At 60.4% G+C, this 15939-nt stretch carries 14 protein-coding genes; 7 read left to right on the forward strand and 7 right to left on the reverse strand.

Annotated elements, in window-relative coordinates:
- The 3 genes from ftsA to lpxC all read left to right on the forward strand — a co-directional run bounded on the left by ftsA (window position 1) and on the right by lpxC (window position 3726).
- Window positions 1-1230: a cell division protein FtsA gene (gene ftsA, locus E4T66_RS02780; RefSeq protein WP_136847367.1), complete on the forward strand. Its 1230-nt coding sequence runs from the start codon at window positions 1-3 to the stop codon at window positions 1228-1230.
- Window positions 1231-1440: 210 nt separating this feature from the next.
- Window positions 1441-2652, forward strand: a complete 1212-nt coding sequence (ftsZ, locus tag E4T66_RS02785; RefSeq protein ID WP_136847368.1) for a cell division protein FtsZ — start codon at window positions 1441-1443, stop codon at window positions 2650-2652.
- Between the two features lie 153 nt (window positions 2653-2805).
- Complete coding sequence (gene lpxC, locus E4T66_RS02790; protein ID WP_136847369.1) at window positions 2806-3726, forward strand: UDP-3-O-acyl-N-acetylglucosamine deacetylase; 921 nt, start codon at window positions 2806-2808, stop codon at window positions 3724-3726.
- Between the two features lie 95 nt (window positions 3727-3821).
- On the opposite strand, the gene E4T66_RS02795 is transcribed toward lpxC, so the two are convergent.
- A complete protein-coding gene (locus E4T66_RS02795; RefSeq protein WP_169577447.1) occupies window positions 3822-4181 on the reverse strand; it encodes a DciA family protein in 360 nt (119 codons plus the stop codon).
- Between E4T66_RS02795 and E4T66_RS02800 the strand changes: the two genes are divergently transcribed.
- The 4 genes from E4T66_RS02800 to E4T66_RS02815 all read left to right on the forward strand — a co-directional run bounded on the left by E4T66_RS02800 (window position 4158) and on the right by E4T66_RS02815 (window position 10276).
- The gene (locus E4T66_RS02800; protein ID WP_136847371.1) at window positions 4158-5102 is read left to right on the forward strand and encodes a M23 family metallopeptidase; all 945 of its coding nucleotides are present in this window, start codon (window positions 4158-4160) and stop codon (window positions 5100-5102) included. The genes E4T66_RS02795 and E4T66_RS02800 overlap by 24 nt on opposite strands.
- A 132-nt stretch (window positions 5103-5234) precedes the next feature.
- On the forward strand, window positions 5235-8012 hold the full coding sequence (gene secA / locus E4T66_RS02805; protein ID WP_136847372.1) for a preprotein translocase subunit SecA: 2778 nt from the start codon (window positions 5235-5237) through the stop codon (window positions 8010-8012).
- A gap of 105 nt (window positions 8013-8117) precedes the next feature.
- Window positions 8118-9338: a bifunctional glutamate N-acetyltransferase/amino-acid acetyltransferase ArgJ gene (argJ, locus tag E4T66_RS02810; protein ID WP_136847373.1), complete on the forward strand. Its 1221-nt coding sequence runs from the start codon at window positions 8118-8120 to the stop codon at window positions 9336-9338.
- Window positions 9335-10276: a Nudix family hydrolase gene (locus E4T66_RS02815; protein ID WP_136847374.1), complete on the forward strand. Its 942-nt coding sequence runs from the start codon at window positions 9335-9337 to the stop codon at window positions 10274-10276. Before argJ ends, E4T66_RS02815 begins: the two co-directional genes overlap by 4 nt.
- A 33-nt stretch (window positions 10277-10309) precedes the next feature.
- On the opposite strand, the gene E4T66_RS02820 is transcribed toward E4T66_RS02815, so the two are convergent.
- Genes E4T66_RS02820 through pilB form a run of 6 tightly spaced genes read right to left on the reverse strand, consistent with a single transcriptional unit; the run spans window position 10310 to window position 15885 of the window.
- On the reverse strand, window positions 10310-10585 hold the full coding sequence (locus E4T66_RS02820; protein WP_441347689.1) for a DNA gyrase inhibitor YacG: 276 nt from the start codon (window positions 10583-10585) through the stop codon (window positions 10310-10312).
- On the reverse strand, window positions 10524-11300 hold the full coding sequence (zapD, locus tag E4T66_RS02825) for a cell division protein ZapD (RefSeq protein ID WP_136847376.1): 777 nt from the start codon (window positions 11298-11300) through the stop codon (window positions 10524-10526). The genes E4T66_RS02820 and zapD overlap by 62 nt, the downstream gene beginning before the upstream one ends.
- A 38-nt stretch (window positions 11301-11338) precedes the next feature.
- Window positions 11339-11989 carry a dephospho-CoA kinase gene (coaE, locus tag E4T66_RS02830; protein ID WP_211242729.1) on the reverse strand — a complete coding sequence of 217 codons (651 nt, stop codon included), beginning with the start codon at window positions 11987-11989 and terminating at the stop codon, window positions 11339-11341.
- A gap of 16 nt (window positions 11990-12005) precedes the next feature.
- Window positions 12006-12875 carry a prepilin peptidase gene (locus E4T66_RS02835; protein WP_136847377.1) on the reverse strand — a complete coding sequence of 290 codons (870 nt, stop codon included), beginning with the start codon at window positions 12873-12875 and terminating at the stop codon, window positions 12006-12008.
- A gap of 23 nt (window positions 12876-12898) precedes the next feature.
- Window positions 12899-14125: a type II secretion system F family protein gene (locus tag E4T66_RS02840; protein ID WP_136847378.1), complete on the reverse strand. Its 1227-nt coding sequence runs from the start codon at window positions 14123-14125 to the stop codon at window positions 12899-12901.
- A 26-nt stretch (window positions 14126-14151) separates the two neighbouring features.
- A complete protein-coding gene (gene pilB, locus E4T66_RS02845; RefSeq protein WP_136847379.1) occupies window positions 14152-15885 on the reverse strand; it encodes a type IV-A pilus assembly ATPase PilB in 1734 nt (577 codons plus the stop codon).
- Window positions 15886-15939: the final 54 nt, after the last annotated feature.

Raw genomic sequence — 15939 nt, forward strand, 5'->3', positions numbered from 1 at the left:
ATGGCACGACGTGAGGAGCGCAATCTCCTGGTCGGACTCGACATCGGTACATCCAAGTGCGTGGCGGTAGTCGGCCAGGTCACACCGGAAGGTCAGGTAGAAGTGGTCGGTCGCGGTGAGCATGTCTCGCGCGGCATGAATCGCGGCGATGTGGTCAATATCGAGCTGACCACTCAGGCGATCAAACGCGCGGTCGAGAATGCCGAGCACATGGCGAACTGCCGTGCGCAGTCGGTCTTCGTTGGAATCTCGGGGACTCACATCCGCAGCCTGAATTCGACCGGCGTCGCGCCGGTGCGTGCGGGCAGCGTGTCGGAACGTGACGTCGACAGCGTAATGGATGCGGCACGCGCGATCGCAATCCCGGCCGACCAGAAGATCTTGCATGTGATCCCGCAGGAATTCGTCGTCGATGGCCGTGAGGGCATTCACGATCCGATCGGCATGCACGGCGTGCGCCTGGAAGCCAAGGTGCACATCGTTACGGGTTCGATCTCGGCGGCGCAGAACATTCACAAATGCGTCGAGTCCTGCGGGCTCAAGGTCGACAAGCTGATCCTGCAGCACCTGGCATCGAGCTACGCGACACTGCTGCCAGATGAGCGCGACCTTGGTGTGTGCATGGTCGACATCGGTGGCGGTACTTCGGATATTGCGGTGTTCAAGGGCGGCACGATCCGGCATACCGCTGTGCTGCCGATCGCCGGCAATCAGGTCACCAACGACATCAGTGTGGCATTCCGCACCCCGGCGCCCTACGCGGAGGAGATCAAGGTCAAGTACGGCGTGGCACTGCCGGAATTTGCGGCCGGCGACGACGAGATCGAAGTCAAGGGCGTTGGTGATCAGCCGCCGCGGCGGCTGTCTCGTCTCACCCTGGCGGAGGTGATCAAGCCGCGCTACGAGGAACTGTTCCGCTTCATTCGCAAGGAGCTGCACCGTTCCGATTGGTACGACTTGATCGCTGGGGGTGTCGTGCTGACCGGCGGTTCTGCGCAAATGCCCGGTGTGGTTGAACTGGCCGAGGAGATCTTCGAGCTTCCGGTGCGTCTGGGGACGCCGCACAACGTCGACGGACTCAAGGATGTGACGCGCAGCCCGGCGTACTCCACAGCGGTGGGCCTGCTGCTGTATGGCCGTTCCTCCAAGCCGCAAATCGCGAAGGCGCCGACGCAAGGCATGGGCTACTGGGCGCAGCGCGTCGGCGACTGGTTCCGGGGCAGTTTCTGAGCGCCGCGCCGCGACACATTTTGCGTATCAAGCTGCTGTTTTTTATTAAACAATTTCATTACTAAATTATTGACATTTACACAGTTTTTAAACACACTAAGATTGCGGATTAGTAGATATAAAAAAACACCTGACGCCACGACCAACGCAGTTGTTGCGGACGGGTAAACGACACACACGGAAATCGCGTTCACGCGCAGGAGCAAGAACATGGGACACGCAAGAGAGATTTTTGAATTAGAGGACGGCCAACGTAAGCGCGCTGTGATTCGCGTGATCGGCGTTGGCGGCGGTGGGTGCAACACCGTCAACCAGATGTCGCAGGCGGGCATCGAAGGTGTCGACTTCGTCTGTGCCAACACGGATCGGGATCATCTGGAACGCTGCGTGCCGACTAACCAGATTCAGCTCGGCGTTGAGATCACGCGCGGACTGGGTGCCGGCTCCAATCCGGAAGTCGGGCGCCAGGCTGCCGAAGAAGACCGTGATCGCATCCGCGAGATGATCCAGGGCACCGACCTGCTATTCGTTACGGCGGGCATGGGTGGCGGCACCGGTACCGGCGCTGCGCCGGTGATTGCCGAGATCGCCAAGGAACTGGGCATCCTGACCGTCGCGGTCGTGACCAAGCCGTTCACACACGAAGGCAAGAAGCGCATGGCGGTGGCGATGAAGGGTGTCGACGATCTGCGTCAGTACACCGATTCGCTGATCATGATCCCGAACGAGAAGCTCGGCTTGGTGCTGGGCACCAAGATCACCGTGCTGAACTGTTTCAAGGCTGCCAACGACGTGCTGCAGAACGCAGTGCAGGGCATTTCGGACCTCATTACGCGTCCTGGTTTGGTCAACGTCGACTTCGCGGACGTGCGCACAGTGATGTCCAACCGCGGCATGTCGATGATGGGTATCGGCGAGGCCAGCGGTGAGAGCCGCGCCGAGAAAGCAGTTGAAATGGCTCTGTCGAGCCCGCTGCTGGATGACATCGAGCTGCACGGCGCACGCGGTTTGCTGGTTAACGTGACCTGCGACGAGTCGCTGACGATGGAAGAGCTCGAGTACATCAACTCGCGTGTTTCCGAGATTGCTTCCGATGAAGCCGACGCCAAGTGCGGCATGTCGATGAACCCGAACCTGGATGGCGTGCTGCGCGTGACGGTGGTGGCAACCGGACTGCCGGGCAACAAGCACTCACAGCAGCAGTCGCCGCAGATGGCGCAGCAGAACCCGCGCGTTGCACAGTTTGTGCGGCCTGAGATGCAGATGCCGGTGATGCCGAATCTGGGTTCGCCGAGTCTCGATATTCCAGCCGTGCATCGTCAGCAGCGCAAGGTCGCCGTCGGCGGCAATGGCGGGGCATTCCCGCTGCTGGACGAAGACATCATCAATATTCCCGCGTTTCTGCGGAACCAGGCGGACTAAAGGGGCCTCCGCAGGCCTCCGCAACGCAACGGGTTTGCCCTGAACGCCGGTTCGGGATTCAGGGCGAATTCAGAAACCCGTGTTAGACTTCCGTGTCAATTGGGCGCAGTGCACATCGTGCTGCGCCCGACTTTTTTCCCCAATTGATACGCGATGATCCGACAACGCACGCTCAAGCAGGCGGTCCGCGCCAGCGGCATCGGTCTGCACTCTGGCCGCAAGGTGTACATGTCCCTGCTGCCCGCCGGTCCGGACACTGGAATCGTGTTCCGGCGCACCGATCTCAATCCGCACGCTGAAGTTCCTGCGCAGGCGCATCTGCTGCGCGAGGCGGTGATGTGCAGCACGCTGGTCAGCGACGCCGGCGACAAGATCATGACGGTCGAGCACCTGATGTCGGCCTTTGCCGGCCTGGGGATTGATAACTGTCTGGTCGAATTGTCCTCGCCTGAAGTGCCGATTCTCGATGGCAGTTCCGGGCCGTTCGTATTCCTGATCCAGTCTGCCGGAATCCACGAGCAGGACGCGCCCAAGCGCTTCATCCGCATCCGTCAGCCGGTGCAGGTGGCCGAAGGGGACAAGTGGGCGCGATTCGAGCCGTTCGATGGGTTCCGGTTGTCGTTTTCCATCGATTTCCGGCATCCGGCGTTTCGCGCCTCGGCGCAGAATCGGGTCATCGATTTTTCCTCGGCGACCTATGTCCGTGAGGTCAGCCGCGCGCGGACTTTTGGTTTCATGCGCGAACTCGACACCTTGCGTGCCGCCAATCTGGGTCTGGGTGCAAGCCTGGACAACGTGGTGGCATTGGACGAGTACCGGGTCGTCAATCACGATGGCCTGCGCTACGAAGACGAGTTTGTCCGCCACAAGATTCTGGACGCGATCGGCGATCTCTATCTGCTCGGGCATCCGGTAATTGGGGCATATACCGCTTACAAATCGGGACACGCCCTGAACAACAAGCTGGTCCGGGCGGTGCTGGAAGATCGCTCTGCGTTCGAGATCGTGACCTTCGAGGACGAGAACCAGCCGGCGCCGATCACCTTCGTCAGGGGCAGTCTGGCGGCAGCTTGAGCGGCGGTTTGAACCCCAGGTGCAGCCGCCCAGCGGGAAATTGCGCAGTTTCAGCCACTTGCCTTGCGTCACCTGGATGCGGGCAGTAAACTCGGTCAGATGTCCGTTGCTGGGGGAAGCACCTTCGCCTCGATGCGGGTGCAATGCAGATGGTGACGGTCATTGAGCCAAGCAAGCAGTGAACGATTTCGGTGGCGCAGCTGCACCAGCGCCGCAGCGGTTGTGGCGTACAGCACGGCGGTTTCGTCGCGCACATTGGCCAGTCTGACGTGGTCGGTCCAGGGTTCAGAGCACCATTCGCTCAGGGTCCGGTTGATGTCCGCAAAAGTCTGCGCCCGCCGTAGCAGGCTGCCGATCGACTGTTGGTCATGGCTCGGCAGTTGCTTGACGCTTCTAGGCTCACGTGGATCGGGGATCATAAGCGTATAAATATGGACATTATTGTCGTCAGCCACCGACGCGGTCGCACCTGGAAGTTTGCGCTCAATCCGCGCCATGTCTTCGTGTGGTTGCCGCTGGTTGCCGTGGTTTTCGCCATTGCGGCGGTGTCCTTCAAGGCCGGTCAGTTTTTCGAGTCAGTACCGCTGCTGAGCAGCAAGAATACCGCGCTGCCCTCATCGCTGGTGGCCGACTGGGCACAGGAAGTGCGGCAGCAGCGCGAGGCGCTCGCCAGCGCGCGTTCCGAGGCCGAGCAGAACTCGGCGGCACTGGCGCGACGTATCGCCCAGCTTCAGGCCCATGTGATGCGTCTCGACGCCGCGGGTCAGCGCCTGACCGAGATTGCCGGACTGGACGAGGGCGAATTCAACTTCGACCAGAATCCGCCAGTTGGTGGCCCCGAATCGGTCGCTTTTGCTGATAGCGATGTCAGCTCAGTCTTCACGTCGCTGGACGGTTTCGAGCGCCAGCTCGCCGACCGCGAACGCCAGTTGAGGGTTTTGGAAGATCTCCTGCTATCCAGCCGGATGCAGCGTCAGGTCCGGCCGTCCGGCTGGCCGATCCGCAGCGGCTTCATCAGCTCGCTGTTCGGCGTGCGGACCGATCCGTTCACCGGACGTCTGACGCGCCACATGGGTATCGATTTCGCGGGTCGCGATGGATCCGATGTGATGGCGGTCGCCGCCGGAATCGTGACGGAGGCGGGTTCCCATGATGGCTACGGCAACCTGGTCGAAATCAATCACGGCAACGGCTACACGACGCGTTACGGGCACAACAAGGCGATCAAGGTGAAGATTGGCGACAAGGTTGCCAAGGGACAACGGATCGCCCTGATGGGATCGACGGGACGTTCCACCGGGCCGCACGTGCATTTCGAGGTTCTGTACAACGGCTCGCTGGTCAACCCGGACCAGTACATTCACGCGGCGCGCTGATTCCGGCCGGGCCGTGGCGCTCAACGTGAACTTGAACGGGCCGGAAGCCGTCCCCAGTTAGGCATAATACGCCGCACACGACGGTTCACACGCCCATCCGCGTCAACGAGCGCGGCTTTACCGACGATACCTATGGTTAACAATCTGCTGGCTCGCGTATTCGGGAGCCGCAACAAGCGTATTCTCAAGCGGCTTGATCGCCTTGTCGTCGATGTGGGCGCACACGAGGCTCGCTTTGCGGGATTTAGCGATGCTGAGCTGGCCGATCAGACGCGTCTGTTCCGTGAGCGGCTGGCCAAGGGTGAGACTCTTGATCAGCTCCAGCCAGAGGCATTTGCCCTGGTGCGCGAGGCGGGCAAGCGCGTGCTCAACATGCGCCACTTTGATGTCCAGCTCATCGGCGGGGCGGTGCTGCATCAGGGCAAGATCGCCGAAATGCGCACCGGTGAGGGCAAGACACTGGTTGCCACCCTGTCGGCCTACCTGAATGCGCTGCCGGCGAAGGGCGTGCATGTTGTTACCGTCAACGACTATCTGGCGCGACGCGATTCCGAGTGGATGGGGCGGATCTTCCGCTTCCTCGGACTGACGGTCGGCGTCGTGGTGTCGGGACAGACCAGCGCCGAGAAGCGCGAGGCCTACGCCTGCGACATTACTTACGCCACCAATAACGAGCTGGGTTTCGACTATCTGCGCGATAACATGGCGTTTTCGCTGGACGACAAGGTCCAGCGACCGCCGTTCTACGCCATTGTCGACGAGGTTGACTCGATTCTGATCGACGAGGCGCGCACGCCGCTGATCATCAGCGGTCCGGCGGACGATGATCCGGAACTGTATCGCCGCATCAACGCGCTGATTCCCAAGCTGGTGCCGCAGCAGGAAGAGGAAGGCCCGGGTGATTTTTCGCTGGAGGAAAAATCCAAGCAGGTTCATCTGACCGAAGAAGGGCACGAGAAGGTCGAGGAGCTGATGCGTTCTGCGCAGCTGCTCGGCGAGGAAGACAGCCTTTACGACGCGGCCAATGTCATCCTGCTGCATCACCTCAACGCACTGCTGCGTGCGCATCATCTGTACAAGCGCGACGTCGAATACATCGTGCGCGGCGGTCAGGTCATCATCATCGACGAGTTCACCGGGCGCATGATGTCCGGTCGTCGCTGGAGCGATGGCCTGCATCAGGCGGTCGAAGCCAAGGAAGGCGTGCAGATCCAGCAGGAAAACCAGACGCTGGCGAGCATCACGTTCCAGAACTATTTCCGGCTGTACGAAAAGCTGTCCGGCATGACAGGCACTGCGGATACCGAGGCATTCGAATTCCAGAGCATTTACGGCTTGGAAGTCGTGGTGATTCCGACCAATCGCGAAATGCTGCGCAAGGACTTCGGCGATTTGGTGTTCATGACCGCCAAGGAGAAGTTCGAGGCCGTTATTTCCGAGATCAAGGACGCTCATGCCAAGCAGCAGCCGGTGCTGGTCGGTACTGCAAGCATCGAGACCTCCGAGCTGCTGTCGTCCCTGTTGACCAAGGCCGGCATTGTTCACGAGGTTCTCAACGCCAAGCAGCATGAGCGCGAGGCAGACATCGTGGCGCAGGCCGGGCGTCCGGGAGCGGTCACGATCGCGACCAACATGGCTGGCCGTGGTACCGATATCGTGCTGGGCGGCAGCCTGGAGGCGGAGCTGGCGGCGATTCCGGTCGAGGAGGCAGCGGCACGGGATGCTGCGCGGGATGCCTGGCAGCAGCGTCACGATCAGGTCCTGCAGGCTGGCGGCTTGTATGTGATCGGCTCGGAACGTCACGAATCCCGGCGTATCGACAACCAGCTGCGCGGACGTTCCGGGCGTCAGGGTGATCCCGGGGCGTCGCGTTTCTTCCTGTCGCTGGATGACACCCTGATGCGCATCTTCACGCCCCCGCGGATGCGGGCGATGCTGCAGCGTCTGGGCATGGCGGAAGGCGAAGCGATAGAGCATCGCTGGGTGACGCGTGCGATCGAAACCGCTCAGCGCAAGGTCGAGGCGCACAACTTCGACATCCGCAAGCACTTGCTGGAATTCGACAACGTCGCCAACGATCAGCGCAAGGCAATCTATGAGCTGCGCAACGGAATCATGGGCGCCGAGCGCGTGACTTCGATGGTCGACGACATTCGTCCCGACGTCGTCAACGCAGTTATTGATGCCTATATTCCGCCGCAGACGATTGAAGACATGTGGAATGTCGACGGGCTGCAGGACACGCTTAAACGTGACTTCGCGCTCGACCTGCCGATCCGTGAATGGCTGGACAAGGAAGGCGATCTCAACGAGAAATCCTTGCGTGCGCGGATCATCGAGACCCTGCAATCTGCCTACCAGCAGAAGAAGGATCAGGCTGGCGCAGCGGTGCTGGAGCATTTCGAGAAGGCCGCGATGCTGCAGACCCTAGACAATCTCTGGCGCGAACACCTGGCCGCGATGGATTACCTGCGACAGGGTATTCACCTGCGTGGTTATGCGCAGAAGGATCCGAAACAGGAGTTCAAGCGCGAAGCCTTCACCATGTTCAACGACATGCTGTCGCGCTACAAGCATGACGTTACTGCGCTGCTGGCGCGTGTGCGCATCCAGAGTGAAGAGGAAGTGCGTGCTGTCGAGGAGCAGCGCCGGCGTCAGGCCGAGGCGTTGGAGCAAAAAATGCGCATGCAGCATGAGGCTGCGCCTGCAGTGGACGCGCAGGTTTCTTCCGGTGATTTTGAGGCAGGTGGTGGCGCACAGGCTGCGGGCGGCCGCCGTCTCGAGGCCGCTACGGCTGTAACTCCCCGGCCGGAAACCGTCGTTCGGGACATGCCCAAGGTTGGGCGCAACGATCCCTGTCCCTGCGGCAGCGGTAAGAAATTCAAGCACTGTCACGGTGCGTTGATCTGATTCATCGCCCCGGCACTGGTGCCGCGGGCGCGAAGACCGCAGAATAAGAAAAGGCGCCGGGGTTACCGGGCGCCTTTCTTTTTTGCCTGAATCGGGAATGCAGCCATGGCCGTCAATCTTCAAGCTCCTTCGACCCTATTGCCGATCGCGGGCGCCCGACTGGGTGTCGCCGAGGCTGCAATCAAGCGCCCGGGTCGCAAGGACATGCTGCTGATCGAGCTGGTGCAAGGGACGCAGGTGGCCGGCGTGTTTACGCGCAACGCTTTTTGCGCCGCTCCGGTACAGATCTGTCGTGAAGTTCTGGCCACGGGGGTCCCGGTGCGCGGCCTGCTGATCAATTCTGGCAACGCCAATGCAGGAACAGGCCAGGAGGGTCTGCTGCGGGCGCGTCGCAGTCTGGCGGCTGCAGCGGCGGCGCTGGACTGCGACGCCGGCCAAGTGTTGCCGTTTTCGACAGGGGTGATCGGACAAGCGCTGCCGGACGAGCGCATGACTGCAGCGATGCCGCGGGCTCAGTCCGGCCTTGTCGGAGACGGCTGGATTGCTGCCGGCCAGGCGATCATGACCACCGATACGGTGATGAAGGGCGCGAGTCGTCAGGTCCAGACCGCGGCGGGAACCGTGACCGTGACCGGCATTGCCAAGGGTGCGGGCATGATCTGTCCGGATATGGCGACCTTGCTTGCTTTCATTGGTACCGATGCTCGTTTGAGTGCCGAGGCAACCCAGCGGTGCCTGCAAGCAGCGGTGGCGCAGTCGTTCAATTGCGTGACCGTGGATGGCGACACTTCGACCAATGACAGTGTCGTCCTGTTTTCTACCGGAGCGGTTGGCGGTCGCGAGCTGGCGCAGGACGACGCGGATTTTCCGCTGATCTGTGATGCCGTCGCTGCGGTTTGCATAGAACTGGCACAGGCGGTGATCCGTGATGGCGAGGGCGCAACGCGGCTGATTACCGTCGAGGTTTCAGGTGCTGGTTCCGAGGCTGAAGCCCGGATGGTGGCCTACACCCTGGCGCATTCCCCGTTGTTCAAAACGGCCGCATTCGCTGGTGATGCCAACTGGGGCCGCATACTTGCGGCGGTCGGACGCAGCGGCGTGCCTGAGCTGGATGTGGGCCGCATCGATATCGATATCGATGATGTTGCGCTGATCCGAGGCGGTGAACCGGACCCGGCCTACGCGGAGGCGCGGGGGGCGGCGGTGTTTGCCAAATCCGAATACACCGTGTCGATCAGGCTTGGTCGCGGTGATGCGCAAACTCGGATCTGGACCTGCGACCTGAGCTACGACTACGTCAAGATCAACGCCGAATACCGCACATGACGCCGGCCAAGGACGCGGTCATCGCCGTCGCCTGCGGTGTACTAATGGCGGATTCCGGAGCGGTGCTGATCGCACAGCGTCCGACCGACAAGATTGCCGCAGGACTGTGGGAGTTTCCCGGCGGCAAGATTGAAGCGGGCGAAAGTCCGCGGGCGGCACTGGATCGTGAGCTGCATGAGGAACTGGGTATCGAAGTTGAGGCGGCTCGGCCATTGATGCGACTCCAGCACGCCTACTCCAGTCGTACCGTGCTGCTTGACGTCTGGAAGGTTGGGGCGTGGCGCGGAGAGCCGCACGGGCGCGAACAGCAGGCGTTCGCGTGGTGCCGACCAGAGGCGTTGACGCAGTACCCGCTGTTGGCCGCCGATGCGCCGATTGTTCGGGCTCTGCAGTTGCCGGAGCAGTACGTTTTCAGTCCGCCGGATGCGACGCTGGCGCAGCTGCAGTCCGGAATATCCCGACTTCCGAGCGACGCATTGCTGCGACTGCGCCTGCCGTCGCTTGACGATGCAGCTTATCGGGAGGTTGCCGTGCGCCTGGCTGATGCCCTGCGCGGCACGGAAGTCCGCCTGGTGCTGGATCGCGATGCGAGCATGGCGGTTGAACTTGGAGCTTGGGGCTTGCACCTGTCCGCGGCGCGGTTGTATCAGCCGGAGGCGTTGAATACTGAGGGGCTAAAGGTCATTGCCTCCGCGCATCATCGTCGCGACCTGGAACGTGCCGTGCAGCTGGGCTGCGATGCCGCGGTTTTGGGTAACGTCGGCGTGACGAAAACCCATCCGAAGGCGCCGCCGTTGGGCTGGACAGGATTCGAGCGCGAAACCTTTGGCGTGCCGATGCCGGTTTACGCGATCGGCGGGGTGGGGTCGGCAGATCTGCCCGCGGCATTTTCGGCCTATGCGCAGGGCGTGGCCGGGATTTCTGCTTACTGGCGCTGAGTCGGGGCGGTACCGCAGGTCCCTGCCGGGGCGTTAATTCCGGTCGTCAGTGGTGCCCGGGTCCAGGGCATCCGGTGCGTCGTCTGCCGGCAGGCTGCGCTGCTCGCTGAACCAGGCACCCAGGTCAATCAGCTTGCAGCGCTCGCTGCAGAACGGACGCCAGCGATTGCTTGGGTCCAGTCGGGTCGATTGACCGCATTGAGGGCATGCGGCGATCCGCAATCGTTCAGCCGAGGATGACATCGGGTTACAGCGCGCAGAACTGGATACGGAATGCGATATCGTGCATCGCCTGATGCGCGCGAGCATTGGCGTCGCGGGCGTCCATGAAGCGTACGGTGCAGCGATGCTTGCCGGCGCTGATCTCTGGGTATACACCGGCATCATAAGGAACCAAGACCCGGATCAGCTGGCAGGGTCCGGGCGGGGTGATTACGTACATGCCGCTGCGTGCGATTGCCGGCTGAGCTTCGACGCTCGCGCGGAGCATGCGCAGATTCAGGTTGATCGCGTCCTCGAACGGCTGAACATCGGCGTGCCAGGCGTCAAGGTCGCGGTGCACGCGTTCGCGCGGCTGCGAAAGCCAGTAATGGTAGTGCGCCAGGTCGAAGCCGCAGGTGCCGCCGGGGATGCCGGAGCGATTCAGAATGCCGGTCAGGAAATCGCTTTCACGCAGTAGCGAGCCGGCAAACTGCGTTGCCAGCTGCTGCAGGCCATTCTGGGTTCGGGTGATTTCGGACAGGATGCTGTCCAGCCGCTGCTGATCAATGCCGGGTCGGGCCGCCAGGCGCGTCAAGTGCGCATGCTGATCACTCAGCTCTTTGAGGATGTCATTCTTAAGATCCGATCGCGACAGTACGACGAGGGTATCCAGCAGCGTGTTCAGCGTTGCGCGAATGCCAAATTCGCTGGCGTCCTGCCGGTGGTGACGGTGCTGCGCAAACAGGAATTCGAGGCGCAAGAAGGTGCGAACCCGCTCCGTTAGGGGTTGCTCGAAGGTGATGAATTCTCCGGCCTCCGGCACAGCGCACAGACATCCACGTGGAAAAAAAACATTGTGACTTAGATCACGGACATGGGCAATCGCAGGCCGGCCGCATTCGGCGCTCCCTCGGCCGCGAGGCGCAGGTAAAACTGGTGCAGCGTCGACGCCGCTTCTCGCAGAGTGGCGAGGTCGGTGTTGTTGACGATCACATCGTCAGCCGCGTCCAGACGCTGCTGGCGCGAGGCTTGAGCGGCAAGCATCTGCCTGGCCAGGCTGTCATCGATGCCGTCGCGCTGGCACAGTCGCCGGAGCTGGACCGCTTCATCGGCATCCACCACCAGTACGCGGTCAACCAGCGGACGCATGCCGGCTTCCACCAGGATGGCAACGCTGAGGATGCAGTAGGGGCCCTGCTGCTGCGCCAGCCAAGCGGTCATCTGTTGGCGAATTGCGGGATGGGTGATGGACTCGAGTTGCCGTCGCGCGTCGGGGTGTGCAAACACGCGTTGACGCATGCGTGCTCGATCCAGTGAGCCGTCCTTCAGCAGCATATCTGCGCCAAAAGCAGCCACAATTTGCGCCAGAGCAGGTTTTCCGGGGGCGACGACGTCACGGGCCACCTGGTCCGCGTCCAGCACCGGGACGCCGAGTTGAATGAACTCGTCCTGTACGGTGGACTTGCCACTGGCGATGCCGCCGGTAAGGCCAACGCGCAGAATTGTGGCCACCGTCTGTGCCTCAGCCTCAGCCTAGGCCGCTGACGCGGAAATATGCGGACTGAATCTGTTGGCCGTAGACCATGGCCAACCAGCCCGCTGCTGCCAGATAGGGGCCAAACGGGATCGGTACTTGCCGATCGTGCCGACGAAAAACGACCAGCCCGATGCCAATCGTTGCCCCAACCAGTGATGACAGCAGAATCACCATCGGCAACGCCTGCCAGCCCAGCCAGGCTCCGAGGGCGGCGAGCAGCTTGAAGTCGCCGTAGCCCATGCCTTCCTTGCCGGTCACCAGGCGGAACAGGTGGAATACCGCCCACAGACTCAGATATCCGGCCATGGCACCGATAATCGCGGTTTCAGGCGCGACGAATACAGGAACCAAGCTCGCGGCCAGGCCCAGCCACAGCAGCGGCAAGGTCAGGTCATCGGGCAGTAGCTGGGTGTGCAAATCGATCAACGCCAAGGCCAGCAGCATCCACGTGATGATCAGCGCCGCAGCCAGTTGGGGCCCCCAGCCGAAGTGCCACGCACAGAGACCTGCCAGCACTCCTGAGGCAGCCTCCACCAGCGGGTATTGCACTGAAATTGGCGCGCGGCAGGCGGCACAGCGGCCGCGGAGCAGCATCCAGCTGATGATCGGAACGTTCTGCCACGGCCTGATGGGTGCCGAGCACGAGGGGCAGCGCGACGCCGGTCGGACCAACGAAATGCGCTCCTCGGAGACCGGAGCGAGTTCCAGAATCTCCCGAGCTTCGCGGCGCCAGCTTTGCTCCAGCATGCGTGGAACCCGCAGGATCACGACATTCAGAAAGCTGCCGACGAGCAAGCCCAACACGACAGTACAGGCGAGCAGAAGGGCGGGGCTGTCGCGCAGCCCGTCAAGTAAGGTCATACCGGCAAATTTCGCCTTCTTATTTAGATTGCTTGGCCGATCTTAAAGATTGGCAAGTACATTGCTACGACCAATCCGCCTACAAGAACGCCAAGAATTACCATGATCATTGGCTCCAGTAGGCTGGATAGTGCATCGACGAGGTTGTCGACCTCGGCTTCGTAAAAATCGGCCACCTTTGCGCACATCGCGTCGAGAGATCCGGATTCTTCACCAATGGCGACCATTTGGGTTGCCATATTCGGGAACAGGCCGGATTGCTGCATGGTCAATTGAAGCTGTTGCCCAGTTGATACTTGGTCGCGCATGACCAAAATCGCATCGGTAAATACAATATTGCCTGCGGCCTTTGCTACTGGCTCCATGGCTTCGACAAGCGGGACGCCCGCTGCGAACATGGTTGATAGAGTGCGTGCGAATCGGGCGACTGCCGATTTATAAAGAATGTCGCCGACCACTGGAACTTTTAGCATTATCCGGTCAAGAAAGCGTCGGAAGGTCGCTGATCGCTTGTGCGACTCAAGGAACGCAAAAATCGCACCGCCTACGATGAGCAGCACCAACCACCACTTGTTCTGAACAAACTCCGAAAGACTCACAACCATTTGGGTGAATGCCGGAAGATCGGCACCAAAGCCTTCGAACAAGCTTTTGAATTGTGGCACAACAAAGTACAACAAGATGCCCGTTACTATAACGGCGACGACCATCACTGCCGCGGGATAGGTCATGGCTTTCTTAACTTTTTTCTTGATGGCTTCCGTCTTTTCTTTGTAAACCGCAATTTTGTCGAGCAGCGCTTCCAATGTTCCGGACTTCTCTCCTGCATCAACTAGATTTACTACGAGATCATCAAAATGGAGCGGAAATTTTTTCAGCGCTTCAGTGAATGAGGCGCCTCCTTCGATGTGGCCCTTGATCGCCATGATCATTTCACCCATGCTGGGATTTTCATGGCCGCGCCCCACGATTTCGAGCGACTGAACCAAGGGGACTCCAGCCGCCATCATAGTTGCCATTTGGCGTAAGAAGATCGCGATATCACCAGAAGTGATCTTCCGTTTTCTCGGTGCGAGCAATGTTGATTGCTTGCGAACGGAAATCGGATTGATGCCCTGCTTGCGCAGCTGCATCTTGATGAAGTGGTCCGATGGCCCCCCAGACGTTCCCTTGACGCGGTTGCCCTTGCGATCCGTACCTTCCCACTTGAAGGTATATTCCTTGACTGCCGCCGTTGCTGCTGTCGCCATTGGTTCAATGCCTCAGGGTGCCCGCACTATTCGCCCATGGTACAGGCGTTGGCCTGCAGTAAATCAATGACGCCGTGGCGCACTTTCTTCAGTGCGGACTGTCGAAGATCGGCGACACCTTCCTTCTTGGCCTGGTCCGCGATTTCGATGGCACTGCCGCCTTCCATGATGATGCGTCCCATTTCGTCTGAAAATGGCATGACCTGATAAATACCTGTGCGGCCTTTGTAGCCGCTGTCACACTGATCACAGCCCACCGCTTCAAAGATGGTGAAATCCGACGCAGAGAGTTCTTCCTCGGTAAACCCTTGTTTAATCAACTCTGCTTTCGGAATGCTCGCCGGCCGTTTGCAGCTGCTGCACAACTTGCGCGCCAACCGCTGGGCGATGATCAGGCTCAGCGTGGAAGCGATGTTGTATGCCGGTACGCCCATGTTCATCAGACGCACAATCGTCTGCGGGGCGTCATTCGTATGCAAGGTCGAGAGGACCAAATGGCCGGTTTGAGCGGCTTTAATGGCAATTTCGGCTGTTTCCAGGTCGCGAATTTCGCCAACCATGATGATGTCAGGATCCTGGCGGAGGAACGCTTTCAGCGCTGCTGCGAAGGTGAGTCCGACCCTGGGATTGACGTTGACCTGATTGATGCCTGGCAAGTTAATTTCAGCCGGATCCTCGGCTGTGGAAATATTCGCATCCTCGGTATTCAGGATGTTCAGCCCGGTATAGAGCGAAACGGTCTTGCCTGACCCGGTCGGTCCCGTGACCAGAATCATTCCTTGGGGGCGGTCCAGGGCTTTCATGAACTCCGCTTTCTGCTCAGGCTCGTAGCCCAATGCATCAATTCCGAGCTTGGCGCTGGACGGGTCCAGAATACGGCAGACGATTTTTTCACCGAAAAGCGTCGGGCAGGAACTTACACGGAAGTCGATGGCGCGAGTCTTGGAAATATAGAGTTTGATTCGGCCGTCCTGGGGGACGCGCCGTTCCGCGAGATCCAGTCGCGACATCACTTTGACGCGAGCAGCCAAGCGGCCGGCTTGGCTGACTGGAGGCGTGGCAATAGTTTTCAGCTCGCCGTCACGCCGATACCGGATGCGGTATGTCTTTTCATATGGCTCGAAGTGAATATCAGACGCTCCCTGATTGATGGCATCGACCATGATTTTATTGACATAACGAATGATCGGTGCATCTTCAGCATCCGCTCGAGTAACATCGTGCCCGCCACCTTCCTCGCCACCTTCGGAAATTTCCAGGTTCTCGAGATCCTCGTCGCCGAGATCCATCTGCTGAGATTCCGCTGCGGTTGCAGCGACATCAATGGCCCGGATCAGCTTGTCTTCGGTGACCAGAACGGATTCAGTCTGGCACCCAGTGGCAAATTTGATTTCGTCCAGGGCCTGTAAATTTGTCGGATCGGAAACTGCGACATAGATCTTTTTTCCGCGCTGGAATATCGGAAGCGCGTGGACCTTGCGAAGGACTCGTTCGCTGACCTGGCGTGCGATTTCCGGATCGATCTCGACTGCGCCCAAATCGATGAGGGGTGCTCCAAACTCCTGGCTTGCGGCCTCTGCGATGGCACTTGGTGTGACGATCTTGGATTCAACCAGGAGGGACACCAACGGCTTGCCGCCCTTGAGGGACTTCTGCTGCACGTCGCGCGCCTGATCCTCTGTGAGGAGCTTGTCAGCGACGAGACGTCGTGCCAAGCCTCCAAGGAACGAAGGATTGACGGGTTGCTGTCCTGTTGCCATGTTTGTTGACGCGTTCCTGACGCCTAGGTATACGGTGACTCTAAGCAGGCCATG

The organism is Sinimarinibacterium arenosum (assembly GCF_005047655.1).
Lineage (GTDB): Bacteria > Pseudomonadota > Gammaproteobacteria > Nevskiales > Nevskiaceae > Solimonas.